The organism is Salinicola peritrichatus (assembly GCF_003206715.1).
Lineage (GTDB): Bacteria > Pseudomonadota > Gammaproteobacteria > Pseudomonadales > Halomonadaceae > Salinicola > Salinicola peritrichatus.
On sequence record NZ_PZJU01000059.1, the window covers coordinates 1 to 11870 of the forward strand.

The window sequence follows — 11870 nt, forward strand, 5'->3', positions numbered from 1 at the left end:
AAACACCACACTAGGGAAGTGCTGAATAAATCGTCGAGCAGGATGAAGCGCAAGGCGCACGGGGCGCAGGAACCGGAGCATATGGGTTATATGTGAGGATTCCGAGCACCGCGCAACGCAGCGATTCGCCTGCGCAGACATTTATCGTACCCAAGGAGAAAGCATGCTGGCCTACCCCAATATCGATCCGGTCGCCGTGTCACTGGGTCCGCTCAAGGTGCATTGGTATGGGCTGATGTACGTGATCGGTTTCGTCGGTGCCTGGTGGCTGGGGCGCAAGCGCGCCGACCGCCTGGGACTCAAGCCCGACGATATCGGCGACATGCTGTTCTACGGCGCACTGGGCGTGGTGCTGGGCGGACGCATCGGCTATGCGCTGTTCTACGGGCTCGATCGCCTGCTGGAGAATCCGCTGTGGATATTCCAGATCTGGGATGGCGGCATGAGTTTTCACGGCGGTCTGCTCGGCGTGCTGCTGGCGGCTTTTCTGTTTGCCCGCAAGCATCGACTGGCATTCTTCCAGCTTACCGACTTCATCGCGCCACTGGTGCCGATCGGCCTCGGCGCGGGTCGCATCGGCAATTTCATCAACCACGAGCTACCGGGGCGGGTTACCGACGTACCCTGGGCATTGGTCTTTCCCGGGATGAGCGGGCAGGGGCGGCATCCGTCGTCGCTCTATCAGTTCCTGCTCGAAGGGGTGGTGCTGTTCGCGGTGCTGTGGACCGTGTCGACGACCCCACGTCAGCGAGGTTTCGTCTCGGGCCTGTTCCTGGTCTGCTATGGTGCGTTCCGGTTCGTCTCGGAGTTTTTCCGGCAACCCGACCCGCAGTTGGGTTTCATCGCCTTCGGCTGGCTGACCATGGGACAGCTATTGTCGCTGCCGATGATCCTGGCGGGTGTCGCGTTGATTGCCTGGTCGCGGCACAATGGCATCGACGATGCCCGTGTCCGGCAAACCGGTTGAGCTCGACCGGATATTGGATATTCGGGTATTCGGGTATCCGGGACGATTGGCTATACCGGGTTGATGGGCTATGGTAGTCGCAGGTATTACCTTTGGCTACCCTCTAGCTACGGAGGAAACCGGAATGGCAACGCCAACATCCATCAAACTCGACGATGACCTGAAACGGCGGGTCCAGCATCTGGCCGATGCTCGTCGGCGCTCGGCACACTGGCTCATGCGTGAGGCCATCGAACAGTATGTGGAGCGCGAGGAAAAACGCGAGTCTTTCAGACACGACACGCTCAGGGCCTGGGAGGACTATCAGGCGACCGGATTGCATGCGACCGCGGACGAAGTGGAGAAGTGGCTGACCGGTTGGGGGACGGATAGCGAGGAGCCGGCCCCGATATGCCACAAGTGATCTTCGCCCCGGCTGCAATCAGGGATCTGGAGCGACTGCGTGATTTTTTGCAACCGAAGAACTCGGCAGCGGCCGAGAAGGCGGCGCAAGTCATCATCCGGAACGTCCGGGCTCTCGGAGAGCTGCCACACGTCGGTCGCCCCATCGACGACTTGCCCGAGGAGTATCGGGACTGGCCGATCGGCTATGGCGATAGCGGCTATATCGCTCGATACCGTATCGACAGCGACGATACCGTTGTGATACTGGCCATTCGTCACCAGAAGGAAGCCGGCTTCTAGCTAGCAGGAATGCTGGGTACTTTTCAGATAGGGGCCTATCGACTGGCCATTGGTTTTTTTCAAAGGAGTGTGCCATGCGGCCTTATCTCGACTTGATGCAGCGCGTGCTGGATAGCGGTGTCGAAAAAGCCGACCGCACCGGCGTCGGCACGCTCAGTGTCTTCGGCCACCAGATGCGTTTCGATCTGAGCGCGGGATTCCCGCTGGTGACGACCAAGAAGCTGCATCTGCGCTCGATCATCCATGAACTGTTGTGGTTCTTGCGCGGCGACACCAACATCGCCTATCTGCACGAGCATGACGTGACGATCTGGGACGAGTGGGCGGACGCCAACGGCGATCTGGGGCCGGTCTACGGTTATCAATGGCGCAGTTGGCCGACGCCGGACGGCGAACATGTCGACCAGATCGCCAAGCTGATCGACCAGATTCGGCGCAATCCCGACTCGCGCCGGCATATCGTCTCGGCCTGGAATCCGGCGCTGGTCGATGAAATGGCGTTGCCGCCGTGCCACGCGCTGTTTCAGTTCTACGTCGCCAACGGCAGGCTCTCCTGCCAGCTCTATCAGCGCAGCGCCGATATCTTTCTGGGGGTGCCGTTCAACATCGCCAGCTATGCGCTGCTGACCCATATGATCGCTCAGGTCTGTGATCTCGAGCCGGGCGAGTTCGTGCACACGTTCGGAGACGCCCACCTCTATCTCAATCACCTCGAACAGGCCAAACTGCAACTGACGCGGGAGCCGTTGCCGTTGCCCACGCTCAGGCTCAATCCGGCGATCGACGACCTGTTCGATTTCCGCTTCGAGGACATCGCCATCGAGAACTACCAGGCTCATCCATCGATCAAGGCCCCGATTGCCGTATGAGTGACATGCCGACCCTGCCCGCGCCGGAAACGCCTGTAGCGATGATCGCGGCGTTGGCTCAGAATCGAACCATCGGTATCGGTAACCGCTTGCCTTGGTATCTGCCGGAAGACCTCAAGCGCTTCAAGGTCTCGACACAGGGCAAACCGCTGGTCATGGGGCGCAAGACCTTCGAATCCATCGGCCGGCCGCTGCCGGGGCGTCTCAATATCGTCATTACCCGCGATAAGCATTATCAAAGCCATCATTCCGGCATTCGGGTCTGTCACTCGTTGGGCGAAGCCTTGGAGCTTGCCGATCAGCAGGCCTTGATCGACGATGCCGATGAGATCATGGTCATGGGCGGCGGAGAGATCTACGCCCAGGCGCTGCCGGTGGCGACTCGCCTTTATCTTACCGAGGTGGAGATCGAGGTCGAGGGAGATGCGCACTTCCCCGAAATCGACGCGCGCCAGTGGCGGGAAGTCGAACGTCTTCCCGGCGTGCCGCAGCCAGGGCAGCCGGAGTATGCTTTCGTCCAGTATCGCCGATCGCTCGGCTCTGGCTGAGTGATCGAACGAAGTGGACAACTGCCGTTGGGATGAGCGGCAGCAAATCGCAGCAAGCATGAGAGGAGAGGGGGCCGTGTTGACGGATCGAACACAGGCGCTTCTGGCGGCCATCGAGCACCAGATCGATGCCAGCCAGGCCGCGCTGGAGGCCGAGAGGGATCGGGTCAGGTCGCTCGAGGCCGAGAACCGTGCGCTCAAGGAGCGTTTGCTGGCATTGGCCGAGCTGGACCCGATGGTCGTCAAGGGGCATGTCCATAACGAAGATCCGGACGGCGGTACCCGCGCCCGAGGCCTGGGTAATTTGGCGTTTCGCCGGCCTCGGCACAAGCCGGATGGCGCCGAGGGCGACAGTGCCAGACGGGCCGTTTCTCCCTTGCAGCGTCTGACCTCATCGCCTTCCACGCCTGTACCCGAGGCCGATGGCAAGCGCTCGCAAGATACCGCTGTGAGCGCCGTTGCCGAGGAAGTCGTTCCGGCCGAACCGAAGCGCGAAGCTGCAGACTCCTCGGTTGACTCGTCTCCACCCGGTGCCAATGAAAAGTCTCCCGGTGCCGATACCCCGCTGCCTCCGGATGCTCATGGGCAGAACGCGCTTGCCTTTGGTCCCGAACACGAGGCGCCCTCTCCCCAGGCGCTACTGGCGCAGTGGTACAAGCGGTATCCACAGACCTTCTTCAAAGGACATACCCGACCACTGAAGACCGGGATCCATCTCGATCTCTGCGAGCGCGAACCGTGGCCGGAGAAGCTGGTCCGTCGCGCCCTGGCCTGTTACGTGCACCTGCCGCGCTATCTCAAGTCGGTTCGCGAGGGCGCCCGGCGGGTCGATCTCTTCGGCGCGGACAGCGAGATCGTTACCCAGGAAGAGGCGAAGCACGCCAAGCGCCAGCTGGAAGCGCTGCAGAAAAAGCAGAAGGATCGGGAAACACAGAAACGTTCCGAGCAACTGGATCGCAAGATCGGCGCCTTGCTGGCGAAGCACGGCCAACGGCATTCGTGACCTGAGCGTGTCATCAAGCAGATCGTTGACTACAACTTTCGTCGTGTTCGTGAGGCTTTTGCATGAACGATGCACGCGCCGTCGGAGTACAGTCAGAAGCTTAGAGATGTTTCCCGTCCCGTGATGTCATCGGATTGACACACGCCCGGGCTAGCTTACTGGCGCCATCTGCACGCAAATCGTTGGGTCGATCTTCGGCGACATCGCGGATGAGGGCGATACGCAGGCAACGAAAACAGTGTTTTTTTCTTGTTGCGTTCGAGGAAAGTCCAGTATATGGTTTTCGGGCGAGCATTGGACAATAACAAGGCTTTCGAGTTCCGCAGCCCTCATTCGTTCGCGTGACGAGGCTGGTTGAAGGTACCGAAGCCGACTGCATCTGCAGACACGATCGAACAGTAAGCTAGTTAAGGAACCTATCGCGATGAAAAAGACACTCTTAGCGACTGCTATTGCTGGTGCCCTGGGCGCCTCCGCTGCGGCTCAGGCGGCGACTGTCTACAACCAGGACGGCACGCAACTCGATATCTACGGCAACCTCCAGATTTCCTACAAAAACGTCAAGAATGAAAGTGGTAACTGGGAAGACGAGCTCTTCGACAACGGTTCTACCATCGGCTTCTCCGGTCAGCACATCATCAACCCGGGCCTGACCGGTTACTTCAAGGCGGAGTTCGAATTCGATGCCGATGAGCAGAAAGGCTCCGGTAAAGGCATCGACCGTGGCGACCAGGCCTACATGGGCCTGAAAGGTAACTTCGGTGACGTTCGACTGGGCTCCTGGGATCCGCTGATCGATGACTGGACCCAAGATCCGATCTCCAACAACGAATACTTCGATAACTCAGACTCCACGACTGACATTGGTGGTCTGTACGGTAACTCGCTGGCGGATGCCGATGAAGATATCGCGACCGACCGTGAAGGCGACAAATTCCAGTATATGTCTCCGGTCTGGTCAGGCCTGCAGTTTGCCATCGGCACCCAGTACAAAGGCGATGCCGAGAGCGAGTTCAACGCTGACCATCACCTTGAGGGTGAAGGTGTTTCCAGCGGTGGCTCCAATGCCTCTTTCTTTGGCGGTCTGAAGTACGCTTACGAGAACTTCTCTCTTGCCGCTGTTTATGACGATCTGAATAATTATGATCTTCGAGTCAATGGCGATAAGTACGAAGCCAATGCCTATGGTCTGTTGGGTCAGTACACCATCGACACACTGCGTGTCGCGCTTAAAGTCGAAGATACCGACGCAACTTACGCAGGCGAAGACGGCGACATTATGCGCTACGCGTTGGGCGCTCGTTACGGTTACGCGCTGTCCGACAACTTCGCGGGTGACGTGTACGGTTCTTACCAGTACGTCGACGCTGATGAAGAAGTAGCAGCTCTGGCCAACTCTGGTGGCGTTAACAGCGCTGGTGACTATGTGGGTGACGATACCTTCAACGAATTTATCATTGGTGCCACCTACAACATCTCTCCGGCGATGTACACCTACATCGAGTATGCGCAGTACGATCGTTCCCATGATGCCGGCGACGGTGTTGCCGTGGGTGCACTCTACGCTTTCTAAGCGAATCCGATTCGAGCGGTCGCTGACCGCTCCATCGAACGAAGCCGGCCTTTGGGCCGGCTTTTTTGTGACTGCCATTCCCGGCAGTCACCCTCCGGGCCGTCGCCGAGCGACGTCAAAAATCGCTTCCGGCGATTTTCTGTGGTGCGCCAGGTATGGCGCGCAGCGCCATACCTGGCGCTGTTCCGGTACAGGTGGTGCTGGCCGGATGACTTGGGGAGGGGCAAATTGGCTGTCTGTTGTATTGCGAGTCAATACACGATACAGTTTGAGCATCTCGATAGAGTGGGTTGGTGGCGATGATCAAGAGTTTCAAACACAAAGGGTTGAAGGCTCTATACGAGAGGGGCGAGACAAAAGGAGTGCATCAGGGGCATGTCAAAAAGCTACGCCGGATTCTGACCGTACTGGATACGGCAAACGATGCGCAAGACATGGCACAGCCGGGGTTCAAGCTACATCTACTGGAGCCGAAACGGGACGGGATCTGGTCGGTATGGGTTAGCGGCAATTGGCGTGTGACGTTTGCCTTTGAAGGCGTTGATGCCGTGATGGTCGACTATCGAGATTACCATTAAGGCTTGTTTCATAATATTTAGCAGAGAGGTGATAGCCATGTTCAATCCGTGCCATCCCGGAGAGATCCTTCGCGAAGAAGTTATCAATGCGCTCGGTTTGAGCGTCACCGAGGCTGCTCGCCGGCTGAAAATCACTCGCGCCAATTTATCGCGTATATTGAACGAACATGCTTCGATTTCACCTGACTTGGCTGTACGCCTCGAGCGTGCTGGTGTTGGCCGTGCCGAGCACTGGCTGCGCATGCAGGTGCAGTATGACGTATGGGTTGCACAGCACCGTGATCAGCCGGAAGTAGAACCGCTTGCCGAAGTATCCTGACCGAATGGGGCTTTAACAGGTTGGTCTACTTGGACCTGTCTACGGGTGACGCCATGATGAGGCAGAGCGGAAACCGACTCATCCGGGAGAATGCTGAGAGAGGATTTCATGCCGGACTATGGCCTGACAGTTGCGGGGCTTGCTGGGTCTCTGGGAGTGTCTCGTCAGTCAGTCAATGAACTGCTGCGTGAGCGCCGTGCTGCGACAGGGCTTGCCACGCACCGGCTTGGCGTAAATCCATATTTAGCTTCCTTTGAAGAGGTGGCTACGGGTGCTACAATTGTGTTGATTATCCACACAAAGGGGGTGGCTCATGCCCAGGACGACAAGCGTCACTATCGGAGCACAACTAGACGATTTTGTAAGGAAGTTGATTGAATCCGGGCGCTATGGCTCAACCAGTGAAGTCGTGCGTTCAGCCTTGCGGTTGCTCGAACTCCAGGAAAATCAAACGACAGCATTGAGAAGTGCTGTAGAAGCTGGAGAACGAAGCGGGGAAAGTGACTTTTCTCTGCGCGACATTGCCGCTCAGGTGAAACAGAAACACCATGTATAGGCTTTCCAATCTTGCGGCAGAGGATTTCGCGGCCATCTACGAATATACCTTGCTTAACTTTGGTGCCCGCCAGGCCGATGATTATACTCATGGCTTGGAGAGTACCTTTCGTCTTCTGTCCAGCTCTCCACTCATGGGGTATGAGTGCCAAGAGATCGCTGATGGGGTTCGTCGTTACGATCACCAACGACACGCCATTTTTTACCGGTGGCGTAAGCACGTTATTTTTGTCATCAGGATACTCCATCGGCAGATGGAGCCAATGAAGCATTTCTTCGAAATTTAAGCCTTGTCTGAAAAATCGACAGCGCTAGGCCTGTTGCCTGCGGACTAATGCACTTCCCACCTCCTTGTGGAGAAAGCGCCTTCTCGCTTCTGGTGGCTGAAACGTTTCGATGTGGCCGCAGCCCGCCTTCGTCGAGATGTCATTTTAGTGACAGGCTGGTAATCTCTTTGTTGAGTGAACGTTCAATATCGTGAATGTCACGCTGTCGTAACAGGTCTGTCGTATAACAAAGTGCCTCGCACGGTCGAAGACCAGCGACTCGACGAACAACAGGAGACCTTCGATGACCCTTTCCCGTCGTCGTTTCTTACAGGGGGCGGCCGCGGCTGGCGCTGCTGCTTCGGTACCTTTCTATATCAATCGTGCCTTCGCGCAGGACCAGACACTGCGTATCTACGCCTGGGCGGGCTATTTTTCCGACGAGATGCTGGCGGATTTCACGGAGAAAACCGGCATCCAGGCGACATTCACGCCTTACGGCACCAACGACGAATTGATGAATTCGTTGCGGGCCACCGACGGCACGGGTTTCGATGTCATCATGCCGACCGTCGATCGCGTGCCGGGTTATGTCGATTACCAGTTGATTCAGCCGCTGGACGAGTCGCGCATCCAGTGGGACGGCTGCCTGGAGTCCGCCAGAAGCGGTTCGGAAACCGGCGGTGTCATCGAGGGCAAGCGCTATATCGCCCCGTCCGACTGGGGTACCGAGGCGATCGCCTACAATACCCGCTACACCGATATCGACCGCGCCAATCTCAGTTATGGCGACCTGTGGAATCCCGAGATCGGCGAGGGCGTGACGGTCCGCGCACACTCGGCATTGATCGGTATCGGGCTGTGGCTGGAGGCGCAGGGCAAGCTGCCGCGTCCGCTGCTCGATTCGTTCAAGACCGAGGAGGCCATGCGCGCCAACTTCGATGTGATCCTGGCCGAGGCGATCAAGCACAAGGAGATGGTGATCCAGTTCTGGTCGACCGAGAACGAAGCCCAAGGAGCGTTTCGAACCAACGGTGCGCTGATCGGCCAGACCTGGGACAGTACGGCGTTTCGTCTGCAGAGCGAGGACGAGCCGATCGCCTTCGGGGCGCCGAAAGAGGGGGCGCTGGCGTGGATGGAGGGCTTCGTGATCCCTCAGAACGCGCGCAATGTCGATGCCGTCTACGAGTTGATCAACTGGTATTACACCCCCAAGGCCGGGGCCATGTTCGTCGAGTCGACCGGCATCAACTCCACTGCGGTCGGCGCCGAGGAATTGCTGCCCGAAGCCACGCGCAAGTTCTTCCAGGATTCCTACACCAAGCAGGATCTGGACAATCTGTGGTGGTGGCCGGTGCAGGACCCCTGGTACGTCTCGTTGCGTAATGAGTATCAGGACCGCTATCTGTCCGCTTAATAACTCGTTCACGATCTGCTGCGCGTCGGCCAAACAGTGTTGAGCCGGAGCGCAGCGGAGACAACAGCCGAAGGCTGGCCCATAGGGCGAGCGAAGCGAGTAAAACGAACTCGGCATGCTCATTTAACATCCAGTAAACTCCGCTGCCTCGTTCGTTCTCGCCTCGTTTGGCTCTAGCTCGCGAGATCGTAAGTAGGTTCTGAATTCAAATTCGCCATCTCTATCGTTTTACCGATAACAATCAGCGAGGCCATATGGACGGGCGTGTTTCCCTGGACCGGGTCGCCATGCGATTCGGCGATTTCACGGCAATTCAGCCGACTTCGCTGGAAATCCAGTCCGGCGAGTTCTTCAGTTTTCTCGGCCCCTCCGGCTGCGGCAAGACCACGTTGCTCAATATCATCAGCGGCTTTCTGACCCCCAGCGAAGGCAAGGTTTCCATCGGTGGGGAGGAGATGATCCGAGTGCCGGTCAACCGGCGGCCGACGGCGATGATCTTTCAGAATCTGGCGCTGTTTCCGTTGATGAGCGTCTACGACAACATCGAGTTCGGACTCGAGGTGCGAGGCGTCGATCGTTCCGCGCGCCGGCGCAAGGCCGACGAGCTTCTCGAACTGGTGGCGCTCGGCGGCAGCGGCCACAAGCCGGTGTCCGAGCTGTCCGGCGGACAGAAACAGCGCATCGCCATTGCCCGTGCGCTGGCGGTGGAACCGCGGGTATTGCTGCTGGACGAGCCGCTGTCGGCGCTCGATCTCAAGCTCCGCCAGCATATGCGTACCGAGCTCAAGGCGATTCAACGCCAGACCGGGATCACCTTCATCTACATCACGCATGACCAGGGCGAAGCGCTGACGATGTCGGATCGCGTGGCGGTGATGTCGGCGGGGCGGATCGAGCAGATAGCCGATCCGATGACGCTCTATCGCGATCCGGCAACCGCTTTCGTCGCCGGTTTCGTGGGCGAGAACAACCGCCTCGCCGGACATGTCACTGCCGCCGATGGGGAACTGGTGACACTGGACGCCGGCCTCGCCGTTGCGGTCAGCGGCCGCGCCCGCCAGCCCCTCGCCGTGGGCGATTCGGCGTCACTCTACGTTCGCCCCGAACAGTGGCGTGTCGGGACGCCGGACGATTTACGCTTGCCGTTTTCCGGCATCGTCCAGGCGGAACATTTCGAAGGTGCCTGGTTGACCCTGGAAGTGGCTCTCGATTCAGGGCCGACGTTGCGCGTGCAGGTGCCCCATGTCGTGACCGGGGACGGTGTCGATGCCCAGCTGCGGGTGGGGGGCTCGTGTCGCCTGGATTATTCGCCCCGCGAGGCGGTCGTGTTGCCGGGCGCCGAGCCGTCGCCGGAAGCCGGGGAGGTGGCCGATGTGGCAGCAACTGCATAACCGTTTCGGGCTGCCGCTGACGATGGCCATCGTCGGGTTGCTGGGCGTCTGGCTGATTCTGATGGTGCTGCTGCCGCAATGGCAGATGATCGATTATTCGTTCCATCCGTCGCTGTTGCCGAGCGAGCGGGGTGGCGAGAAGGATGTCTGGACGCTGGCCAACTACGTCACCTTCTTCCACAACGACATCCACCTGGCGATCTTCTTCAAGACGATCTGGTCGAGCGTGCTGGTGACGGCGCTGACGCTCGTCGTCAGTTACCCGCTGGCCTATTATCTGGCCAAGGTGGCGACTCCGGGGCAGGCGGCGCTGTGCCTGCTGCTGCTGATCGTCCCGTTCTGGATCAACGAGATCCTGCGTACCTTTGCCTGGTACATCATCTTCGCGTTCCGGGGGCCGTTGAACGAACTGCTGTTCGCGCTGGGCCTGATCGACCGTCCGATCCGCTTTCTCAACGGTGACACCGGCGTTCTGGTCGGCATGGTATACGCCTATATTCTGTTCATGGTCTTTCCGCTCTACAACGCCATCGAAAGCCTGGACGGCAATCAGATCCGGGCCGCCCGGGACCTCGGCGCCGGCTGGCTGCGGACCCACCGCCGTATCGTCATTCCCCACGCCAAGCCCGGTATCGCCACCGGCTGCATCATGACCTTCATGCTCGCGGCGGGCAGCTACGCCGTGCCGGCGCTGCTCGGCTCTCCCGGCAGCCGCTGGTTCACCCAGATCATCTACAACTGGTTCTTCGAAGGCGGCGACTGGAACCAGGGGGCGGCCTATGCCTTTCTGCTGCTGGCGCTGTGCATCCTGTTCGTGACCTTGGTCATGCGTATTTTCAAGGTTGGATTGGGCGATATCGCCAAGTGAGCGTGAGACCATGACTTCATCGAGATTCTTCTCCTGGGCGCTCAAGGCCTATCTGGCGATCTTCTTCGTCTATCTGTTCCTGCCGTTGATCATCATGGCGGCGGCGACCTTCAACGACAGCCGTTTTCCCACGGTGACGCCGTGGTCCGGCACCACGCTCAAGTGGTTCTCCGCGCTGTGGGCGGATAGCGGGATGTGGTCCTCGCTGACCAACAGCCTCCTGGTCGCTGCGGGTGTGCTCTGTCTCGCCGTGCCGATCGGGGTGGCCAGCGCGCTCTTCCTCACTACCGTCGAAGGGCGCGGCAAGTCGTTCATCTATACGCTGATCCTGTCGCCGCTGCTGACTCCCGGCGTCATCATCGGTATCTCGTCGCTGATCTTCTGGCGTGGCTGGGGGCTGAACGGCGGTATCCTGCTGACGGTGATCGCCCAGAGTGCCTTCATTGCGGCCTACGTCATGTTGATGGTCACCGCGCGCCTGCAGCGCTTCGATCGCACCCTGGAGCGGGCGGCGCTGGATCTGGGCGCGACGCAGTGGCAGATGTTCCGGCGGGTGCTGCTGCCCTATCTGAAACCGGCGATCCTGTCGGCGGCGGTGCTGGCTTTCCTGCAATCCCTGGAGAACTACAACACCACGCTGTTCGTCGCCGGCTACGATACGACCTTGACCATCTACATCGCCTCCAAGGTGCGCACCGGCCTGACTCCGGCGGTCAACGCGCTGGCGCTGCTGATGATCCTGTTCACCGTGGGGCTGGCGATGATCTACGAGATCAAGCGGCGAAGGGAGGCGAACGTCGCTCGCCAACGGATCGGGCCTGCCTGAGCGACT

Annotated in this window: 15 protein-coding genes; all 15 read left to right on the forward strand. The window is 59.2% G+C overall.

Annotated features, from left to right (window positions below):
• Window positions 1-163 precede the first annotated feature (163 nt).
• The gene (gene lgt, locus DOM57_RS18650; protein ID WP_110650691.1) at window positions 164-967 is read left to right on the forward strand and encodes a prolipoprotein diacylglyceryl transferase; all 804 of its coding nucleotides are present in this window, start codon (window positions 164-166) and stop codon (window positions 965-967) included.
• Window positions 968-1091: 124 nt separating this feature from the next.
• Complete coding sequence (locus tag DOM57_RS18655; protein ID WP_110650692.1) at window positions 1092-1370, forward strand: CopG family ribbon-helix-helix protein; 279 nt, start codon at window positions 1092-1094, stop codon at window positions 1368-1370.
• Window positions 1358-1651: a type II toxin-antitoxin system RelE/ParE family toxin gene (locus tag DOM57_RS18660; protein WP_110650693.1), complete on the forward strand. Its 294-nt coding sequence runs from the start codon at window positions 1358-1360 to the stop codon at window positions 1649-1651. The genes DOM57_RS18655 and DOM57_RS18660 overlap by 13 nt, the downstream gene beginning before the upstream one ends.
• A 74-nt stretch (window positions 1652-1725) precedes the next feature.
• Window positions 1726-2520, forward strand: a complete 795-nt coding sequence (locus DOM57_RS18665) for a thymidylate synthase (RefSeq protein ID WP_110650694.1) — start codon at window positions 1726-1728, stop codon at window positions 2518-2520.
• A complete protein-coding gene (locus DOM57_RS18670) occupies window positions 2517-3068 on the forward strand; it encodes a dihydrofolate reductase (RefSeq protein WP_110650695.1) in 552 nt (183 codons plus the stop codon). The genes DOM57_RS18665 and DOM57_RS18670 overlap by 4 nt, the downstream gene beginning before the upstream one ends.
• Window positions 3069-3144: 76 nt before the next feature.
• Window positions 3145-4071 (forward strand): ProQ/FINO family protein, encoded by a 927-nt coding sequence (locus DOM57_RS18675; RefSeq protein ID WP_239496319.1) that lies wholly within the window; start codon window positions 3145-3147, stop codon window positions 4069-4071.
• Between the two features lie 424 nt (window positions 4072-4495).
• On the forward strand, window positions 4496-5644 hold the full coding sequence (locus DOM57_RS18680; RefSeq protein WP_110650696.1) for a porin: 1149 nt from the start codon (window positions 4496-4498) through the stop codon (window positions 5642-5644).
• A 299-nt stretch (window positions 5645-5943) separates the two neighbouring features.
• Window positions 5944-6222, forward strand: a complete 279-nt coding sequence (locus DOM57_RS18685) for a type II toxin-antitoxin system RelE/ParE family toxin (protein ID WP_110650697.1) — start codon at window positions 5944-5946, stop codon at window positions 6220-6222.
• Window positions 6223-6259: 37 nt separating this feature from the next.
• Complete coding sequence (locus DOM57_RS18690) at window positions 6260-6541, forward strand: HigA family addiction module antitoxin (RefSeq protein WP_275425988.1); 282 nt, start codon at window positions 6260-6262, stop codon at window positions 6539-6541.
• Between the two features lie 313 nt (window positions 6542-6854).
• The gene (locus DOM57_RS18700; protein ID WP_110650698.1) at window positions 6855-7097 is read left to right on the forward strand and encodes a type II toxin-antitoxin system ParD family antitoxin; all 243 of its coding nucleotides are present in this window, start codon (window positions 6855-6857) and stop codon (window positions 7095-7097) included.
• A complete protein-coding gene (locus DOM57_RS18705; protein WP_110650699.1) occupies window positions 7090-7383 on the forward strand; it encodes a type II toxin-antitoxin system RelE/ParE family toxin in 294 nt (97 codons plus the stop codon). The genes DOM57_RS18700 and DOM57_RS18705 overlap by 8 nt, the downstream gene beginning before the upstream one ends.
• Before the next feature lie 283 nt (window positions 7384-7666).
• On the forward strand, window positions 7667-8779 hold the full coding sequence (locus DOM57_RS18710) for an extracellular solute-binding protein (RefSeq protein WP_110650700.1): 1113 nt from the start codon (window positions 7667-7669) through the stop codon (window positions 8777-8779).
• Between the two features lie 254 nt (window positions 8780-9033).
• The gene (locus DOM57_RS18715; RefSeq protein WP_110650701.1) at window positions 9034-10170 is read left to right on the forward strand and encodes an ABC transporter ATP-binding protein; all 1137 of its coding nucleotides are present in this window, start codon (window positions 9034-9036) and stop codon (window positions 10168-10170) included.
• Complete coding sequence (locus DOM57_RS18720; RefSeq protein ID WP_110650702.1) at window positions 10151-11038, forward strand: ABC transporter permease; 888 nt, start codon at window positions 10151-10153, stop codon at window positions 11036-11038. The genes DOM57_RS18715 and DOM57_RS18720 overlap by 20 nt, the downstream gene beginning before the upstream one ends.
• A 10-nt stretch (window positions 11039-11048) precedes the next feature.
• Window positions 11049-11864 carry an ABC transporter permease gene (locus DOM57_RS18725; RefSeq protein ID WP_110650703.1) on the forward strand — a complete coding sequence of 272 codons (816 nt, stop codon included), beginning with the start codon at window positions 11049-11051 and terminating at the stop codon, window positions 11862-11864.
• Window positions 11865-11870 lie beyond the last annotated feature (6 nt).